The sequence below is a fragment of the Chromobacterium sp. FG89 genome, from assembly GCF_057808735.1.
Map to the genome: position 1 here is coordinate 23480 of NZ_JBMDIQ010000020.1, position 18148 is coordinate 41627.

General features: G+C 67.0%; 13 protein-coding genes and 2 riboswitches. Of the genes, 8 read left to right on the forward strand and 5 right to left on the reverse strand.

Annotation, left to right across the window (positions count from 1 at the left end; translation table 11 throughout):
• Positions 1-15 precede the first annotated feature (15 nt).
• Both ACODRW_RS18275 and ACODRW_RS18280 read right to left on the reverse strand, forming a co-directional pair.
• Complete coding sequence (locus ACODRW_RS18275) at positions 16-1422, reverse strand: APC family permease (RefSeq protein ID WP_488906378.1); 1407 nt, start codon at positions 1420-1422, stop codon at positions 16-18.
• A 44-nt stretch (positions 1423-1466) separates the two neighbouring features.
• A complete protein-coding gene (locus tag ACODRW_RS18280) occupies positions 1467-2966 on the reverse strand; it encodes an aldehyde dehydrogenase (protein ID WP_488906379.1) in 1500 nt (499 codons plus the stop codon).
• A gap of 165 nt (positions 2967-3131) precedes the next feature.
• Between ACODRW_RS18280 and ACODRW_RS18285 the strand changes: the two genes are divergently transcribed.
• On the forward strand, positions 3132-3917 hold the full coding sequence (locus ACODRW_RS18285) for a LuxR C-terminal-related transcriptional regulator (RefSeq protein WP_253315438.1): 786 nt from the start codon (positions 3132-3134) through the stop codon (positions 3915-3917).
• Positions 3918-3951: 34 nt separating this feature from the next.
• Here the strand turns inward: ACODRW_RS18285 and ACODRW_RS18290 are convergent, their stop codons facing one another.
• From ACODRW_RS18290 to purU, 3 genes are all read right to left on the reverse strand, one after another.
• The gene (locus ACODRW_RS18290) at positions 3952-4686 is read right to left on the reverse strand and encodes a trimeric intracellular cation channel family protein (RefSeq protein WP_253315437.1); all 735 of its coding nucleotides are present in this window, start codon (positions 4684-4686) and stop codon (positions 3952-3954) included.
• 199 nt (positions 4687-4885) lie between these two features.
• A riboswitch (glycine riboswitch) is annotated at positions 4886-5068 on the reverse strand.
• 1 nt (position 5069) lies between these two features.
• A riboswitch (glycine riboswitch) is annotated at positions 5070-5156 on the reverse strand.
• Between the two features lie 136 nt (positions 5157-5292).
• A complete protein-coding gene (locus tag ACODRW_RS18295) occupies positions 5293-7836 on the reverse strand; it encodes a DUF3141 domain-containing protein (protein WP_488906380.1) in 2544 nt (847 codons plus the stop codon).
• A gap of 94 nt (positions 7837-7930) precedes the next feature.
• Entirely contained in the window at positions 7931-8797 is an 867-nt protein-coding gene (gene purU, locus ACODRW_RS18300; protein ID WP_235089152.1) for a formyltetrahydrofolate deformylase, read from the reverse strand.
• 230 nt (positions 8798-9027) lie between these two features.
• Between purU and ACODRW_RS18305 the strand changes: the two genes are divergently transcribed.
• From ACODRW_RS18305 to ACODRW_RS18335, 7 genes are all read left to right on the forward strand, one after another.
• The gene (locus tag ACODRW_RS18305) at positions 9028-10281 is read left to right on the forward strand and encodes a sarcosine oxidase subunit beta family protein (protein ID WP_488906381.1); all 1254 of its coding nucleotides are present in this window, start codon (positions 9028-9030) and stop codon (positions 10279-10281) included.
• A gap of 11 nt (positions 10282-10292) precedes the next feature.
• Entirely contained in the window at positions 10293-10589 is a 297-nt protein-coding gene (locus ACODRW_RS18310) for a sarcosine oxidase subunit delta (protein ID WP_488906382.1), read from the forward strand.
• Positions 10586-13603 (forward strand): sarcosine oxidase subunit alpha family protein, encoded by a 3018-nt coding sequence (locus tag ACODRW_RS18315; protein WP_488906383.1) that lies wholly within the window; start codon positions 10586-10588, stop codon positions 13601-13603. Before ACODRW_RS18310 ends, ACODRW_RS18315 begins: the two co-directional genes overlap by 4 nt.
• Positions 13596-14288: a sarcosine oxidase subunit gamma gene (locus ACODRW_RS18320; protein ID WP_488906384.1), complete on the forward strand. Its 693-nt coding sequence runs from the start codon at positions 13596-13598 to the stop codon at positions 14286-14288. The genes ACODRW_RS18315 and ACODRW_RS18320 overlap by 8 nt, the downstream gene beginning before the upstream one ends.
• A gap of 216 nt (positions 14289-14504) precedes the next feature.
• The gene (locus ACODRW_RS18325) at positions 14505-15473 is read left to right on the forward strand and encodes a dipeptidase (RefSeq protein WP_488906385.1); all 969 of its coding nucleotides are present in this window, start codon (positions 14505-14507) and stop codon (positions 15471-15473) included.
• Positions 15474-15727: 254 nt separating this feature from the next.
• Positions 15728-16789, forward strand: a complete 1062-nt coding sequence (locus ACODRW_RS18330) for an HAD family hydrolase (protein ID WP_488906386.1) — start codon at positions 15728-15730, stop codon at positions 16787-16789.
• A 195-nt stretch (positions 16790-16984) separates the two neighbouring features.
• Entirely contained in the window at positions 16985-17833 is an 849-nt protein-coding gene (locus ACODRW_RS18335) for a glycine betaine ABC transporter substrate-binding protein (protein WP_488906387.1), read from the forward strand.
• Positions 17834-18148: the final 315 nt, after the last annotated feature.

The following is an 18148-nucleotide window of genomic DNA, read 5'->3' on the forward strand; positions in this document are numbered from 1 at the left end:
GCGTTAGGCGTTTGGCTAGTGCCGGGTCAGCGCCTGGTCCAATGGTTCCGGGCGGAACAGCGGTTTGCGCATCACCAGCTTGATCCACAGGACGGCGATCAAGGACACCAGACCCAGCACGATGCCGGCGCTGGCGAAGATGGCGGCGCTCATGTCAGGGCTGGGCGACACGTGGTAGATGGCGATCAGCATGCCGACGATGCCCAGGCATTGCGGCAGCGGGTAGAACGGGGTTTTGAAGGGGCGGGCCAGCGTGGGGTAGCGGCGGCGCAGGGCGATCACGTCCAGGTGGCAGATGATGTAGGCCAGCAGCCAGGCGATGGCCGCCGCCAGCAACAGCAGGCCTATGGTGTCGGGGTCGTCTCCCATCAGCAGCACCGGCGCGCCGGTGATCAGGGCGACGAAGAGCACCGCCACCCATGGGGTGCGGTAGCGCCGGCTCAGCTGTTTGAACTGAGGAAAGACCTGGCCGTTGCACGCCATGCCGTACAGCATGCGCGGCACCGCCGCCAGGGAGCTGTTGAGCGTGCTGCAGGTGGCGGTGAAGGCGATCACCACCACGGTCAGCTTGCCGGCCTGGCCCAGCAGCGCGGTGGCGTATTGCAGGTGCGGCAGCGGCGCGGCGGTCAGGGTGGCGCGCGGCAGGTGGTAGAGCGCGCCCATGCAGTAGAGGGCGATGGTGATGAAGATCACGCTGAGGCCCAGCATCATCGCCAGCGGGATATCGCGTTGCGGGCGGCGGCTTTCCTCCACCAGCGGGCAGGTGAATTCCGCGCCGACAAAGCCCCAGATCGCCAGCGCTCCCAGCGTCAGCACGCCGGCGCCCAGCGGGTTCCAGTCGCTGTTGGCGGCCTGGGCCAGCGCCGGCGGGCCGCCGCCGCTCAGCGCGGTGGTGCCCAGCGCCAGCAGCGCGACGATCATCACCAGGGCCAGCGCCGATTGCAGGCGGGCGAACACATCGATGCCCAGCAGATTGAGCAGGGTGAAGATCAGCAACACGCCGTAGGCGACGCCGTTGAGGGGAAAGACGCCGGGATAGACCTGGTTGACGATGCGGTCTAGCAGCAGGAGTTCGGCGGACAGGGCGAACATCGCCACCACCACATAGCCGGAAAAGGTGGCCAGGATGGCGGGGAACTGGCCCAGGGCCACCTCGGTGTAGCTGCTGAGGCTGCCGGCGCGGGGAATCATCAGCGCCAGTTCGGAGAAGGATACGGCGTAGCAGAGCGCCAGCAGGAAGGCCAGGCTCAGCGGGATCAGAAAGCCGATGCCGGCCATGCCGGCGCCTTGCAGCATCAGCACCATCACGCCTTGGGATACGACGAGGCCGATGGCGACGGCGAGCAGCGGGGCGAGGCCCAGGCTGGCGCGAAAAGGGGCGGGGGCCGGCGGCGGAGCAAGGTGGGCTTGCGGTGTGCGCATGGTGGGTCTCCTACTATCTTGTTGTGCCGACTGCGGGACGGCGCTTATTCGTCTTGCCATTGCACCCAGGTGGTTTTGAGGTGGGTGTAGTGGTCGACGGCGTGCAGCGACAGGTCGCGGCCAAAGCCGGACTGCTTGCAGCCGCCAAACGGCAGGCCGGGGTCCAGCGCGTCCACGGTGTTGACTGAGACGGTGCCGGCGCGTAGCCGGCGCGCCACGCGGTGGGCGCGCGACAGGTCCCGGGTCCACACCGAGGCGGCCAAGCCGTAAGGGCTGTCGTTGGCGATGGCCACGGCCTCGGCTTCGCTGTCGAAGGGCATCACCGCCAACACCGGGCCGAAGACTTCCTCGCGCGCCAGCGCCATGTCCGGGCGGACATCGGTGAAGACGGTGGGGCGGATGTAGCAGTCGCCGCCGTCCAGGCTGAAGCGCTCGCCGCCGCACAGCAGGCGGGCGCCTTGGCGGCGGGCTTGGTCGATGTGGGCCATGATGCGCTCCGCCTGGCGGGCGTCGACGATGCAGCCGCTGCGGGTGGCCGGGTCCAGCGGGTTGCCCGGTTGCAGCGCGGCCGCCTCGCGCAGCAGGCGTTCCAGGAAGGCGTCTTGAATGGAGCGTTGCAGCAAGAGCCGCGAGTTGGCCGAGCACACCTGGCCCTGATTGAAGAAAACGCCGAAGGCGGCGCGCCGGGCCGCGGCGTCCAGGTCGCAGTCGTCGAACACCAGATTGGGGCTTTTGCCGCCGCACTCCAGCGCCACTCTTTTCATATTGGAGTCCGCCGCGTAGCGCAGAAAGGCTTTGCCCACTTCGCTGGAGCCGGTGAAGCTCAGGCAATCCACGTCCGGGTGCAGGCCCAGCGGCCGCCCCACCTCGTCGCCGTAGCCCGGCAAGACGTTGAGCACGCCGTCCGGCAGGCCGGCTTCCTGGGCCAGTTGGGCCAGGCGCAAGGCCGACAGCGGCGATTGCTCGGCCGGCTTCAGGATCACGCTATTGCCGGCCATCAGCGCCGGCGCCAGCTTCCACGCGGCCATGTCCAGCGGGAAATTCCATGGGATCACCGCCGCCGCCACGCCCAGCGGTTCCCGGGTGATCAGGGCCAGCGCGTCGTCGGCGCCGGGGGCGGCCTCGCCGTACAGCTTGTCGGCGGCTTCGGCGTACCAGTCGAACACGCCGGCGGCGCCCGGCACATCGATATGGAGCGCATCGGCAATGGGCTTGCCGATGTCCAGGCAGTCCAGCAGCGCCAGTTCGTCGCCATGCCGGCGGATCAGCGCCGCCAGTTTTTGCAGCACGGTCTTGCGCTGGCGCGGGTGACAGCGCGACCAGACGCCGGATTCGAAGCTGGCGCGGGCGGCCCGCGCCGCCCGTTCGACATCGGCCTCGCCGCAGCGGGCGATCTCGGCCAGGGGCCGGCCATGGATGGGGCTGGTGTCGGTGAAGGTGCGCCGGTCGGCGGCGGGCACGAAGCGGCCGTTGATGAAGGCGAGGCAAGGCGAGCGCAAATCGGCGGCGCGGTCTTGCCAGTAGGCCAGATCCTGCATGGGCATGGCGATCACTCCTGTTCAGGCGGCGCGACGGGGTGGGGGAAGCGCTCACATCACGGCTGGTCTTGTCGCGCAGGCTGGAGCCATACTAGTCAGTCCCCTTGGCGGCGGACATCACGCGAAAGCGTTAGAGCGGAAGGCGGGACTAACCTGATCGGGGTAGCTGGCATGCAGCTGAATGTGGCGGATCTGGTGTTTCACCAGCAATTGGGGCGCTTGTTGGACGGCGTCGACAACGCGGCCTTTTGGCAAGGGTTGGCCGCGTTTCTACGGGAACGCCTGAGTTTCGATACCTGGGTGGCGGTGCTGTTTCGCCAGGAGGCGCCGCCGTGGGTGCTGGCGGATCACGCGGCCAATTACGCCGCCGACGATTTGTTCGCCGACTACCGGCGCGGCCTGTATCTGTTGGACCCGTTTTACGGTTTTGCGCTGAAGCGCCCGGCCGCCGGCGTGTACCGGCTGGACGAGGTGGCGCCGGACCGTTTCCGGGAGACGGAGTACTTTCGCCGTTACTTTTCGCGCAATGTGGTGGCGGATGAAATCCAGTTTCTGCAAGTGTTGCCGGAGGGCGTGCTGTCTCTGTCGCTGGGCAGCAAACGCCGCTTCAGCGAGCAGGAACTGGGCGTTTGCAATCTGTTCGCGCCCTGGTTGCTGCCCTTGTCGCGGCTGGCCGCGCGTCTGGACGAAGGGCTGCGTCAGCCGGCGGCCAGGACGGGCAGGCAGAGCCGCCGGGAACTGGAGGAGGCGCTGCGCGCGCAGGGCTCCTCGCCGTTGACCAAGCGGGAGGTGGAGGTGGCGCTGCTGATACTCGGCGGCCACTCCACCAAGGGCGTGGCGCGCGAGCTGGGCATTTCGCTGGAAACCGCCAAGGTGCACCGCCGCCATCTGTACGCCAAGCTGGGCGTGTCCAGCCAGGCGGCCTTGTTCCTGCTGCTGGCGGGGATTCAAGCCTGATGCCGCAGCGCAGCGGTGAAACAGTTAGGGTTAGTTAATGCAGGTCGTGCCGATACATGAACACCGGCAGCCGCCATTCGCGCCAGATGGCGGCCAGGCGGATGGCGAGGCCGACGGCGAAGCTGGCCAGCACGTTGAGATCGTGCGGCACGCCCAGCTTGATCAGGCCCAGGTAGAGCAGGGCCACGGCGAAGGAGACGCTGGCGTACAGCTCCTGGCGGAAGACCACCGGCACGCGGTTGCACAGCACGTCGCGCAGGATGCCGCCGGCAATGCCGGTGATCATGCCGGCCATCACCACCACCACCGGGTGGTAGTCCATGGACTGGGCCACGCCGCAACCTATGATGGTGAAGGCGATCAGGCCCAGCGCGTCCAGCACCAGGAAGACGCGGCTCAGGCGTTTCATATAGCGGGCCACGAACACGGCGGCCAGGCCGCCGGCGATGACCAGGCCGACGTATTCCGGGTGTTGGGTCCAGCCTATCGGGTAGCGGCCCAGCACGATGTCGCGCACGGTGCCGCCGCCCAGGGCGGTGAGGAAGGCGATGACGGTAACGCCGAAGATGTCCATATTGCGGCGGCCGGCCGCCAACGCGCCGGTCATCGCTTCCGCGGTGATGGCGATCAGATAGATCAGGGTAAGCATGTAGTTGCAATGGTCAAACAGGCTGGCGCCGAGGTGAGCGGCGAAGCCGGGTGGGAAAATGGGTTGGCAATGGGCGGGCCATGCCAGGTGGCGCGCAGCCTGGGCAAGCGTTTCGAACACGGGTTTTCCTTGAGAGCTGGTGCACGATCTGCTGCGCTGCGACGATACGGCGTTGAAACCCGCTTCGAAATGCTCATGTACCACGTGTACATTCCGCTTTCTCAGCTGTTTTCGCCTTGTCTCGTCCTTGCTCGCGAGATCGTGAGCACGTTCTGAGCACGGCCGGCGGGCCGCGCATGGGCGCGGCGCTGCCGGCATTGCCTCTCCCCTTGTCCTTTTACCTGAGAGTTAGATGACGGGCGCGGCCTGTGTGCGGGCCTTGCCGGGTGTCACTTGCCCCTTCGGTGGGCGGCTAAGGGCCGGTCACATCATCCGACGCGCTCTCGCTGAAGCGTAGCAGATGATGAACGGGCGCTTAGGGCCTCTCTCCAATCGGCTGGTATCCATGGGCTGCGGTACTGTTGCCTGAGCGATTATGGGAGTTTGCGTCTTCGGCGGGGGCGCATGCCCCTCTCTCCCGCAGCAGGCAAGGATATTAGCGTTTGCTGTATTGTTCAGTCAACGACTGTATACATGGGGCGAGGCAAAAATGTTGCAGTGCGGTATCAACATGAAAACGCCCGGACGGCGGTTTGGCTGTCCGGGCGTTTTTGCGCTGGCTGATGCTTAGTTGCTCGGCGTTTTGGGCTTGGCCGCGTCCTTGCCGGCGGCGGGTTTGCGCGCGGCCGGGGTTTTGGCTGCGGGGGCTTTGGCCACGCTGGCTTTGCCCGCTGGCGCTTTGGCGGTTTTGGCCGCCGGGGGTTTGCCGGGCGCCGGCTTGGCCGCGGCCGGTGTGCTGCTGGCGGGTTTGGCGGCCGGAGCGGGTTTGGCGGCAGCGGCGCTGGGCTTGCCGGCGGTGGGCTTGGCCGGGGCTTTGGCGGCCGGCTTGCGCGGCGGCGCCGCTTTCTTGGCGGGCGCGCTGGCCTTGGCGGCGGGGGCCGCGGCGGGAACGGTTGAGGCTGCCGCTATGGCCGGCTCGGCGGGCGGCAGGATGGCCGGCGCCGCCGGCGCGCGGGTGTCCAGTTGCAGCGCGTGGGCCGCTTGGTCCAGCCTGAGCTGTTGTTCCGGGGCGATGTCGCCGCTGAGCGCCAGCAGTTCATGCGCCAGCTGCCAGGCCTGGCGGCGGCGGTGTTCTTCCGGCAGCAGCTTGGGCAGGCCGGCCAGCGCGCGGGCTTCGTCCAGCCGCACCAGGAAAACCTGCTTGCGGGCGATGTCTTTCAGCTCCATCAGGGTCAGCGGGTATTCGTGGCGGATGTCGCGCATGATGCGGCGGATGGCGTTGAACGGGCGCTCGTCTATGATGCCGCGGCCAATCGCCACATAGGTGAGCAAGCGCACGAAGCCGTCGGCCAGGGAGCCGCTTTCGTAAGCGGGGTCCAGCACCTGGCGCTTGAGTTGCAGCCTTTCCTGTTTGTTCCAGCTGTCGCAGCGGGCGGCGCGGGCTTCGCGCGCGGGCTGCACGCCCACGACGGAGGCCAGCCACGGGGATTCGTACACGGCTTTGAAGCAGTGTTCGGTGGCGGCGTCGCGCAGGTCGCGGTAGCGGTCCAGGCTTTGCGTCATCCAGCTAGACCACTGTTCTTGCAACCGCCACAAGGGGTTGTCCGCGCTCACCGGCCGGCGGTGGGCGCGCACGTATTCCGCGGCGGGTTTGAGCCAGCCGAGCCAGGGATTGAGCGGGGAGATCAGCGTGCGTTCCAGCCGCGCCGGGTTGAGCTGGCGCAGCCATTGGGCGCTGGCTTCGTTGCTGACGGCGCGCACGGCCGGGGAAACGAAGCGGTTGTAAATGCCCTGGTTGATTTCGGAGACGCGGCGCACCGCTTCAAAGGCGCGTTCGTCTTCGCGGCCGTCGTCCAGCGCCAGGATGTCGGCCACTTCGCGGGCTTCGAAACGGATGATGTAGCGGCCCTTGATGTATTCCTGGCCGGGGGTGTTGGGGGCCACGTCTTCGATGACGGCCTCGTACAGGCCGGGGGCCAGCACGTCGATCAGGTCCAGCGCGCTGGCGAACTCGCTGTGCTCGCGGTTGGCGATGCCGGCGGAGACGAAGATGCCCAGGTGGCCCACCTTGTTGTGCAGGCAGTAAATGATGGTTTGTTCGTTGTCGCGGATGTCTTCCGCGTTGTCGTACAGGTCCGGTATCCAGTTCAGCGCCTGTTGCGGCGGGGTGATGTTGTCGCCCCAGGAGGCGAACACGATGATGGGGGAGCGGATGTTGCGCATGTCCACGCGGTGCTGGTCGCTGCTGACGATCTTGCCTTCCACCAGGTGGTTGCCCACGAAGAGCTGCTGGGAAATCCATTCCATTTCCTGCTTGTTCAGCAGGTAGTGGCCGCCCCACCAGCGTTCAAAGCCCAGATAGCGTTCGCGCTCGGTGTCCACCTTGGCGTACAGATTGTAGGGCTTCTTCCACAGGGTGTTGGCCGGGTCCAGCTTTTCAAAGTTGTTGACCAGATGGGCGCCGTCGAACTTGCCGTTGCCCAGATCGCCGGCCAGGGAGGCGGTCCAGGTGCCGCCCAGCATGCCGCCGGAGTAGCGCATCGGGTATTTGCCGGTGACGCCGGCCCAGTAGGACAGCGGGGTGCCGGCCAGCAGGATGGGGCCGCACAGCTCCGGCGCCACCGAGGCCAGCATGGCCAGCGCCCAGCCGCCCTGGCAGTTGCCGATGACGAAGGGCTTGCCGTCGCTGTCCGGATGCAGTTCCCTGACCTTGCCGAGGAAGACGTATTCGGCGCGGCTGACGCTTTCTATGGTCTGGCTGGGCACCGGCTGGGGGAAGAACATGATGAAGTAGCAGGGGTGGCCCTGTTGCAGCGCGATGCCGATTTCGCTGTCCATCTTGAAGCCGCCGATGCCGGGGCCGTGGCCGGCGCGCGGGTCTATCACCACGAAGGGGCGCAGCGCCGGATTGGTGGCCGGGCAGCCGGCCGGCGGCAGGATGGCGGCTAGCGCGTAGTTGGCAGGGTCCGGCAGGCTGCGGCCGTCCAGGATGATTTTGTAGTCGAACACCAAGACAGGCGGCTTGCCGCTTTGCACGTGTTGCAGATAGTCCGCGCCGCGGTCATGCAGCACGTCCCAGTAGAGGATGCTGCGCTCGCAGGCGTCGCGCCAGTAGTCGGCGACCGGGTTGGAGGAGAAGAGCTTGGACCAGACGGCTGTTTGCGACCACATACGGCACCTCTTGGTTGGTATGACGGATAACTGGCTACTGTACCCTGCTTTTGTTGCGTTGCAATAGACAAAGTTCCTGCCAGGCGAACAACTGTCAGCGCAACACCACAGTGCGCCGCTCGGTGATGAAGACGCGCCGCTCCAAGTGGCTGCGCACCGCGCGCGCCAGCGCCTGGCACTCCATGTCGCGGCCGGCGGCCTGCAATTGCTCCGGGCTGTAGGCGTGGTCCACCCGTTCCACCACTTGTTCGATGATCGGGCCTTCGTCCAGATCGTCGGTGATGTAGTGGGCGGTGGCGCCTATCAGTTTGACGCCGCGCTCGTGCGCCTGCTGATACGGCCGCGCCCCCTTGAAGCCGGGCAGGAAGGAGTGATGGATATTGATGGCGCGGCCGGCCAGTTTTGCGGCGGCGGCGCTGGAGAGCACCTGCATATAGCGGGCCAGCACCAGCAGTTCCGCCCGGCTGTCCTCCATCAGCGCCAGCAGCGCGGCTTCCTGGCGCGGCTTGTTGTCCGGGGTGAGCGGCAGATGGTGGAAGGGCAGGCCGTAGGCCTCGGCGATGGGGGCGAGGTCGCGGTGATTGGAGACGACGGCGGCCACCGTCATGTCCAGATCGCCCATCTTCTGGCGATAGAGCAAATCGTTCAGGCAGTGGTCCAGTTTGGACACCATGATCAGCACCCGCGCGCGCTGGCGCCGGTCGTGCAGCCGCCATTGCAGGTCTTGATAGTGGCCGCTCATCCGCGCCATGCCGTCGGCCAGCCGTTCCGGGGCGAAGTCCGGCCGCTCCGGGTGGAAGACGCAGCGCACGAAGAAGCGCCGGCTGCGGGCGTCGTCGAACACCGCCAGTTCATCGATATAGCAGCCTTGCTGCTCCAGCAAGGCGGAGAAGCCGGCCACCTGGCCGGAGGCGCTGCGGCAGGCGAAGCTGAGCACGTAGGAGGGGGCGTCTGAGGTCATTGGCGTGTCCTGTTTGTGGGGCGGCACGGGCCAATCTAGGCCTTGTCCCGCGCGCGCGCTGTCCGCCATGCGTCCGCTTTGCGTGGATTTTGGACATCGCCGTGTCGCGTGCGGGCAAGAGGCCGTCCTTTCCAGCCAAATGCGCCGTCTGCGTCGCCCTGAGAATGAGGCCTTCCTCAACCTCGACAGCAGCGGCGCGGGCCCATGGCGGCCCGGCGGCGGGAGCGCAGATGGCAAACCGATATTCGCTGTGGAGCCTGATCCGGCACGGGCTTGGGCATCACCAGGGCTGGCAGCCGGCCTGGCGCAGTCCGCAGCCGGAAAGCAGCTACGACGTCATCATCGTCGGCGGCGGCGGCCACGGCCTGGCCACCGCCTATTACCTGGCCCGCATGTACGGCGTCCGCAAGGTGGCGGTGCTGGAAAAAGGCTATCTGGGCGGCGGCAACACCGCGCGCAACACAACCATCATCCGTTCCAACTATCTGTGGGACGAGTCTTCGCAGCTGTACGAGCACGCGCTCAAGCTGTGGGAGGGCCTGTCCCAGGAACTGAACTTCAATGTGATGTTCAGCCAGCGCGGAGTGATGAACCTGGGCCACAGCCTGGAGGACATGCGCGACATCGAGCGCCGGGTCAACGCCAACCTGCTCAACGGCGTGGACGCCGAGGTGCTGTCCCCGCGCGAGATCAAGGAGCGGGTGCCCTTGATCGCCATCGGCGGCGACGTCCGCTATCCGATCCTGGGCGCCAGCTATCAGCCGCGCGGCGGGGTGGCGCGCCATGACGCGGTGGCCTGGGGCTTCGCCCGCGCCGCCAGCGAATTGGGCGTGGACATCATCGAGGAATGCGAGGTGACCGGCTTGTTGATCGAGGGCGGCCGGGTACGCGGGGTGCGAACCGGGCGCGGCGAGATCCGCGCCGACAAGGTGGGCTGCGTGGCCGCCGGCAACAGTTCCACGCTGGCGCGGATGGCCGGCTTGCGGCTGCCGCTGGAAAGCCATCCCTTGCAGGCCTTTGTGTCCGAATCGCTGAAACCCTGCCTGGACACGGTGGTGATGTCCGGCGCGGTGCACGGCTACATCAGCCAGTCGGACAAGGGCGAACTGGTGATAGGCGCGGGCATAGATAGCTATCTGGGTTACGGCCAGCGCGGTAGCCCGCATGTGATCGAGCACACGGCGGCGGCCATCGTCGAGCTGTTTCCGTCCTTCTCGCGGCTGCGGATGAACCGGCAGTGGGGCGGCATCGTGGACGTGTCGCCGGACGCCTGCCCCATCATCGGCAAGACCCGGATCCAGGGCCTGTATTTCAACTGCGGCTGGGGCACCGGCGGCTTCAAGGCCACGCCGGGCTCCGGCCACGTATTCGCTCACACCATCGCTCATGACCAGCCGCATCCGCTGAACGCGGCTTTTTCGCTGGAGCGCTTCGCCTCCGGCCGCTTGATAGACGAACACGGCGCCGCCGCCGTGGCGCATTGAGGGAGACGCCGATGCTGCTGATTCATTGCCCGCATTGCGGGGAGGCGCGGGAAGAGGAGGAGTTCGACTACGCCGGGGAGGCCTTCATCGTCCGCCCGGCGGCGCCGGAGCAGGTGGACGACGAGGCCTGGGGCGATTACCTGTTCTGCCGCAAGAACCCGCGCGGCTGGCATTGGGAGCAATGGCAGCACGCCGCCGGCTGCCGCAAGGTGTTCGCCGTCCGGCGTCACACCGTCAGCTACGAGGTCGCCGGCAGCTGGACGCTGGCCGAGGGCAAGGCCCGTTATTTGCAGGAGGATCAGACGTGAGCGGCTATCGCATCCATCGTCCCGGCGAGCGCATCGACCGCAATCGGCCGCTGGCCTTCACCCTGGACCGCGCGGCCTATCACGGCTTCGCCGGCGACACCCTGGCCTCGGCGCTGCTGGCCAACGGCGTGCGGCTATTGGGCCGCAGCTTCAAGTACGGCCGGCCGCGCGGCATCGTCGGGTTTGGCGCGGAAGAGCCCAACGCCTTGATCCAGCTGGAAAGCGGCGCCTTGAGCACGCCGGATCTCAAAGCCACCCAAGTGGAGCTGTATCAAGGCTTGCAGGCCTTCAGCGGCTTGGGGGACGCATCCTGGGGCATGCGGCTCAAGGGCGCGCTGGGCCGGCTGGAGCGTTTCATGCCGCCGGGTTTTTATTACAAGACCTTCATGCAGCCGGCGGGAGCCTGGCCGTTTTACGAGCGCCGCATCCGCGAAGCCGCCGGTTACGGCCAAGCGCCGCGGCTGCCGGACCCGGAGCATTACGATCATCTGCACCACCATGTGGACCTGCTGGTGGTGGGCGGCGGCGCGGCCGGCTTGTGGGCGGCCACGCTGGCGGGGCGCGCCGGCCTGAAAACGCTGCTGCTGGACGAACAGGCGGAGATGGGCGGCTGGCTGCTGAGCGAGCGCCGGCTGCGCATCGACGGTCTGGAGGCGATGGACTGGACGCAGCAGCGCTTGCAGGAGCTGGCGGCGCTGCCCAATGTCCAGCGCTTGCCGCGCGCCACCGTCTTCGCCTTGCATGAGGGCAATCTGGCCTTGGCGGTGGAGTTGTTGCAGGACCACCTGCCGCCGTCGGAGCGCGATCCGGCCCGGCCGCGCCAGCGCCTGCACAAGATACGCGCGGGCCAACTGGTCTTGGCCAGCGGCGCCATCGAACGGCCGCTGGTGTTCGGCAACAACGATCTGCCCGGGGTGATGACCGCCGCCGCCGGCCACAGTTATCTGAACCGTTACGGCGTGGCGGTGGGGCGCCGGCTGCTGCTGCAGACCCAGAACGACGCCGCCTACGACGCGGCGCTGGAGCTGGCCTTGGCCGGGGCGGCGGTGACGCTGGCCGATGCTCGCCCAGCCGGCGCGGCGGCCTGGCGCAGCCGCGCCGCGCAGAATGCCGGCGTGGAGTTGCTGGCCGGTTACGGCATCGCCCGGGTGAACGGCGGCGCCGGCGTCAGCGGCGCGGACTTGGTGAAGCTGGCCGCGGATGGCCGGAGCGTGGCCGGCAAGGGGCCGCGGCTGGAGCTGGACGGCGTGCTCTCCTCCGGCGGGCTCAGCGCCACCGTGCATCTGTTCTGCCACAACGGCGGCCGTCCGCTGTGGCGTCCGGACCGTCTGTCCTTCGTTTGCCCGGACGCGGGCCGGCCCGGCGTCGTCTGCGTGGGCGCGGTCACCGGGCGCTGGGAGCTGGGCGAGGCCCTGGCCCAATGCCATGCCGCCATGCTGGCCCAGCTTGGCTGGGGAAGCCAGCGCGGTCTGGGCGCCGCGCCGCGGGTGGAGGCGGAGGAGGTGGCCGCGCCGCGTGAAATCTTCCGCTTGCCGGACGGGCGGCGCGAAGGCGTCGGCGCCAAGGCCTTCGTCGATTTCCAGAACGACGTGGCCGCCGCCGACATCCATCTGGCGGTGCGCGAAAACTACCGCTCCATCGAGCACGTCAAGCGCTACACCGCGCTGGGCTTCGGCACCGATCAGGGCAAGCTGTCCAACGTCAACGGCTTCGCCATCGCCGCCGAGGCGCTGGGCAAGCCCATCGCCGAGGTGGGCACCACCACCTATCGGCCGGCCTACACCCCGGTCAGCTTCGGCGCGCTGGCCGGCGCCCATGTCGGCGAGACCTTCGACCCGCGCCGCTACACCGCCATGCACGACAGCCATACCGCGCGCGGCGCCGAATACGAGCTGGTGGGGCAGTGGCTGCGGCCCTGGTATTTCCCGCAGCCGGGCGAGGACCTGCACGCGGCGGTGCGCCGCGAATGCCGCGCCGCCCGCCAGGGAGTGGCGGTGATGGACGCCTCCACTCTGGGCAAGATCGATGTGCGCGGCCCGGACGCGCGCGAGTTTCTGGGCCGCGTCTACAGCAACGCCTGGAGCAAGCTGGAGCCGGGCAAATGCCGCTACGGGCTGATGCTGGACGAAAACGGCATGGTGATGGATGACGGCGTCACCGCCTGCCTGGCGGACGACCATTTCCACATGACCACCACCACCGGCGGCGCGGCCCGGGTTTACAGCTGGCTGGAGCGCTGGCACCAGACCGAATGGCCGGAACTCAAGGTGCGTTTCAGCTCCATCACCGATCATTGGGCCACCACGGCGCTGGTGGGCCCGCAAAGCCGGGAGGTGCTGCGCAAGCTGTGCACGGATATTGATCTCGACCCTCAGGCCTTCCGGTTCATGGAGGGCCGCGTCGGCACCGTGGCCGGCGTGCCGGCGCGGGTGTTCCGCATCAGTTTCTCCGGCGAACTGGCTTACGAGATCAATGTGGACGCCGGCTACGGCCGTTATTTGTGGGAGGAGGCGATGCGGGCCGGGGCCGAGTTCGGCATCACGCCCTACGGCACCGAGGCCATGCACGTCTTGCGCGCCGAGAAGGGCTTCATCATCGTCGGCCAGGACAGCGACGGCTCGATGAGCCCCAACGATCTGGCCATGGGCTGGGCGGTGGGCATGAAAAAGCCGTTCAGCTTCCTCGGCCGCCGCTCCTTGCTGCGCGCCGACACCGCCGGCGCGGGCCGCAAGCAGTTGGTGGGCCTGCTGACGGAGGACCCGCGGCTGGTGTTGCCGGAAGGCGCGCAAATCCTCAACGACGGCAAGGACGCCGCGCCGGCGGCGATGCAGGGCCATGTCACCTCCAGCTACCACAGCGAATGCCTGGGCCGCTCCATCGCCATGGCGGTGTTGAAGGACGGCGTCCGCCGCGAAGGCGACACCGTGCATGTGTGGTGGCAGGGCCATAGCGCGCCGGCGCGGGTGGCGTCCGCGGTCTTCGTCGACAAGGAAGGAGAGCGTCAGCATGTCTGAATCCACATTCAAGCCTGTGCTGGAATCGCCCTTGCGGCATCTGGATTTGCCGGAAGCGGCCGAAGCGCGCCGCGCCGACGGCCGCGTCTGGGGCAATGAAGCGCCCAATCTGGGCTACGCGCTGCTGCGCGGCGACGGCGCCGAGGCCGGGTTTTTCGAGCTGACGGCGCGGATCACCGGGCTGGAGCCGCCGCGCCGGCCCAAGACCTTGAGCCAGGGGGAGGGCGGCGCGCTGCTGTGGCTGTCGCCGGACGAATGGCTGCTGATCAGCCGCCGCCAGCGCCTGGCCGGCTGGCTGCCGGCGCTGGAGCGGGGCTTCGCCGAGCAGCGCCTGTTCGCCCAGGCGCTGGACGTCAGCGGCGGCTTCACCGCCGTCTACCTGTGCGGCGAGCCGCACCTGGCCGTGCTGCGCCATCTGGGCGGCTACGATTTCGAAGCGCTGCGTCCCGGCCAGGGCGTCGGCACCTTGCTGGGCAAGGCGGCGGTCCAAGTGCTGCGCCTGGACGGCGACGGCGTGTTCGTGGTGTGCCGCCGCAGCTTTGCCGACTACGTCTGGCTGCTGTTGCGGCGCGCGGCCCGGCCTTACGGCTTCGCGGTGTGCGAGCTGCCGGAGGACGCCGGCCATCCGCTGTGGGCGCAACTGGCGCGGCCGGCGTCGGCGGCGGTCCTGAGCGAGAGCTCTTAGAACCTGTTTACGTTCTGCTGCGCGTCGGCGATACGGCGTTGAAACCGAGCTCAAAATGCTCATGTACCACGAGTACATTCCGCTTTTTCGCTCGTTTTCGCCTTGTCTCACCTTAGCTCGCGAGATCGTAAACAGGCTCTTGGAAGTTATTCAAGGTTCGCGGCGCTGCGGCGGGATAGTTGGACCGAGGCGTGGACAAGCTAGAAGGAGATGGCAATGGATTTGCACGCAGACGCGCTGGTGATAGACGGACTGATCATCGCCAAATGGGCGCGGCCGGTGTTCGAGGACATGCGCCGCGGCGGCTTGAGCGCCGCCAATTGCACCGTGTCGGTGTGGGAGGGCTTTCAGGACACCGTGAACAATATCGCCGAGATGAAAGGGCTGATCCGCGAGCACGGCGACCTTTTGACCCTGGTGCGCGGCGTCGAGGATATCCGCCGCGCCAAGGCGGAGGGGCGCACCGGCGTCATCCTGGGTTTTCAGAACGCCCATGCCTTCGAGGACAGGCTGGAGTCCATCGAAGCCTTCGCCGACATGGGCGTGCGCGTGGTGCAGCTGTGCTACAACACGCAAAACCTGATCGGCACCGGCTGTTACGAACGCGACGGCGGCCTGTCCGGCTTCGGCCGCGAAGTCATTGCGGAAATGAACCGCGTCGGCATCATGGTGGACCTGTCCCATGTGGGCGGCCTGACTTCGCGCGAAGCCGTTCTGGAATCGAAAAAGCCGGTCTGTTACTCCCATTGCCTGCCCTCGGGCCTCAAGCCGCATCCGCGCAACAAGAGCGACGAGGAGCTGCGCTTCATCGCCGATCACGGCGGCTTCATCGGCGTCACCATGTTTCCGCCCTTTCTGCGCCGCGGCATCGAAGCCACCGTGGACGACTACGTGGAAGCGATGGATTACGTGATCGCGCTGGTGGGCGAAGACTGCGTCGGCTACGGCACCGACTTCACCCAGGGCTACGATCAGGGCTTCTTCGACTGGATCACCCACGACAAAGGCCGGTATCGCCGGCTGACCGATTTCGGCACCATCCTCAACCCGGAAGGCATTCGCACCATAGGCGAAACGCCCAATCTGACCGCGGCGATGCAGCGGGCCGGCTGGCCTGAGCGCAAGATCCGCAAAGTGCTGGGCGAGAACTGGTTGCGGGTGTTCGGCGAGGTATGGGGGGCTTAGCCCCCCGGCCACAGCCCTGATCCCGCGTTGAGCCTCCTCGCGCGCAAGCGGCGCATGGGTATTTCTTAAAGAGCCGTTCAAAGTCTCGCGAGCAAGGGCGAGACAAGGCGAAAACAAGCGAAAAAGCGGAATGTACACGTGGTACATGAGCATTTTGAGCTGGTACTCACCGTGCAACGCTGCACTAAGCGCAGCAGACTTTGAACAGGTTCCAAGGCGGGCCCGCCGCATCCGAAGCATATTCAGGAGGACTTATGAAGCAAGTTAAAGTATTGGGGGCTTTGCTGTTGTCGGCCGCGCTTTGGACCCAGCCGGCGGCGGCGGAGACCGAGCTGAAGCACTGGCCGCCCAAGATCGCGGAACGGCTGAACGCCATGATCAAGGCCAATGCCCATAAGGGCGAATACGCGGTGTTCGACATGGACAACACCAGCTATCGCTACGATCTGGAAGAAGCGCTGCTGCCTTATATGGAGGCCAAGGGCTTGCTGAGCCGCGAGCGGCTGGACCCATCCTTGAAGCTGATCCCCTTCCGCGACGAGCCGGACCGGCCGGAAAGCCTGTACAGCTACTATCTGCGGCTGTGCGAGATAGACGAACTGATCTGCTACCCCTGGGCGGCGCAGGTGTTTTCCGGACTGACGCTGCGCCAACTCAAGACCCAGGTGGACGCGCTGATGGCCAGCGGCGCTCCGGTGCCGGTCAGGTACTTCCATCAGGGCAAGCCGGTGGAGGGCAGCGTGCCGGCGCCGCGCGTGTTCACCGGCATGGTCGAGCTGTACGCCAAGCTGCAGGAGAACGGCATCGCCGTCTATGTGATGACCGCGGCCAGCGAAGAACTGGTGCGCATGGTGGCCAGCGATCCGCGCTACGGCTACCGGGCGCCGCCGCAAAACGTGCTGGGTGTCAACCTGCTGCTGAAAGACCGAACGAACGGCGCGCTGACCACCTCGCGTTTGCAGATCAAGCGCGGCGGCTATGAGCCGGAACGCAATCTGGACCTGGAACTGACCCCCTATCTGATGAACCCGATGACCTGGTACGAGGGCAAGGCCGGGACCATCCTGGGCTGGATAGACCAATGGCGCAAGCCGGTGCTGGTGGCCGGCGACACGCCGCAGTCCGATGGCTACATGCTGCTGAACGGCATCGACACGGCCAAGGGCGGCTTGCGGCTCTGGGTAGACCGCAAAGCGGGCTATTGGGATCGGATCCGCAACTGGAGCCGGGAAGCGGCCAGGCAGCAGCGCAAGCTGGGCCTGCCGGCGACGGCGGACCGCAACTGGCTGGTGGTGAAGCCGGAGCAGATTCAATAAGCGCTGGAAGACGCGGAATGGGGCGCATGGGCATTCTCACGCCGCTGGCAAGCTTGTATCAGACCTTGAACCGCTTTAGCGCCGCTAACAAAACCTCGTAGAGACGCTGGACCAAGGCGCGCCGACGCAGGCAGTACCAGCAGGCGCAACGCAGGGTCGGGGTCGGCTTAGCGGGTCTTAAGGGAGGAAACGAATATGTTGAGGCAATGGTGTTGCATCCTACTGCTGCTCTTGTGTGTGCCGGCCCACGCGGCCGAGGCCACGCCCGGCAAACCGCTCATCAAGATCGGCTACGTCGAAGGCTGGGCGGACAGCGTGGTCACCACCCAGGTGGCGGCCCAGATCATTCGCGGCCGGCTGGGCCACCCGGTGGAGCTGATGCCGGTGGCCGCCGGCATCATGTGGCAGGGCGTGGCGCGCGGCGATCTGGACGCCACGCTGTCGGCCTGGCTGCCGGTGACCCAGGGCGCGTATTACCGGCAGTTCAAGGACAAGGTGCTAGACCTGGGGCCCAATTACGTCGACGCCCGCATCGGCCTGGTGGTGCCGGACTATGTGGCCGCCCGCGCCATAGGGGATCTTAACGCCGAGCGCGCGGCGTATCAGGGACGCATCGTCGGCATAGACGCCGGCGCCGGGGTGATGCAAAAGACCGAGGCGGCGATCAAGGCCTACCGGCTGAATTTGACGCTGATGCCCAGTTCCGGGCCGGGCATGACGGCGGAACTGGCGCGCGCGATCAACGCCCGCAAGCCCATCGTGGTGACCGGCTGGGTGCCGCACTGGATGTTCGCCAAATGGAAGCTGCGTTTTCTCGACGACCCGCAAAAAGTGTTCGGCGAGGCCGAGCACGTCAACAATGTGGCCCATCCCGGCCTGAGCGCCAAGGCGCCGCGGGTGCTGGCCTTCCTGCAGCGCTTCCGCTGGCGGCCGGAAGAGATCGGCCCGCTGATGCTGGCGGTGGAAACCGGCGCCAAACCCGCGGCGGCGGCGGCCTCCTGGATTCGGGCCCATCCGGAGCGGGTGGCGGAGTGGGCGCCCTGAACCACTGCGCGTTCAATGTCATGCCTCCCTTTGGCGGACCGTGGTCCGCCTTTTTTGCGCCCGCGCCGCGCGGTGTCGGCAATGGGCAAAAACCGGTCGCGCCGACGGCTCCGGCCCGGAATGGCCTGCGGCAAGATGCCGGCAATGACGGGCTGCGCCCGACTTGCTCAGAGCCGGTTCACCGTCTGGCGAGCAAGGGCGAGACAAGGCGAAAACCGCTGAGGAAGCGGAAGGGTCATGCGGCATATGGGCATTCTGAAGCCGTACTCACCACGCCATGTCCGACGAAGCGCAGCAGACCTTGAACAGGCTCTC

Bases quoted from the DNA above. Each gene is read 5' to 3' on its own strand.
- ACODRW_RS18325 (WP_488906385.1), top strand. From the start codon at position 14,505: ATGGATTTGCACGCAGACGCGCTGGTGATAGACGGACTGATCATCGCC.
- ACODRW_RS18285 (WP_253315438.1), top strand. From the start codon at position 3,132: ATGCAGCTGAATGTGGCGGATCTGGTGTTTCACCAGCAATTGGGGCGC.
- ACODRW_RS18310 (WP_488906382.1), top strand. From the start codon at position 10,293: ATGCTGCTGATTCATTGCCCGCATTGCGGGGAGGCGCGGGAAGAGGAG.
- ACODRW_RS18305 (WP_488906381.1), top strand. From the start codon at position 9,028: ATGGCAAACCGATATTCGCTGTGGAGCCTGATCCGGCACGGGCTTGGG.
- ACODRW_RS18280 (WP_488906379.1), bottom strand. From the start codon at position 2,966: ATGCCCATGCAGGATCTGGCCTACTGGCAAGACCGCGCCGCCGATTTG.
- ACODRW_RS18320 (WP_488906384.1), top strand. From the start codon at position 13,596: ATGTCTGAATCCACATTCAAGCCTGTGCTGGAATCGCCCTTGCGGCAT.
- ACODRW_RS18335 (WP_488906387.1), top strand. From the start codon at position 16,985: ATGTTGAGGCAATGGTGTTGCATCCTACTGCTGCTCTTGTGTGTGCCG.
- purU (WP_235089152.1), bottom strand. From the start codon at position 8,797: ATGACCTCAGACGCCCCCTCCTACGTGCTCAGCTTCGCCTGCCGCAGC.
- ACODRW_RS18330 (WP_488906386.1), top strand. From the start codon at position 15,728: ATGAAGCAAGTTAAAGTATTGGGGGCTTTGCTGTTGTCGGCCGCGCTT.
- ACODRW_RS18275 (WP_488906378.1), bottom strand. From the start codon at position 1,422: ATGCGCACACCGCAAGCCCACCTTGCTCCGCCGCCGGCCCCCGCCCCT.
- ACODRW_RS18295 (WP_488906380.1), bottom strand. From the start codon at position 7,836: ATGTGGTCGCAAACAGCCGTCTGGTCCAAGCTCTTCTCCTCCAACCCG.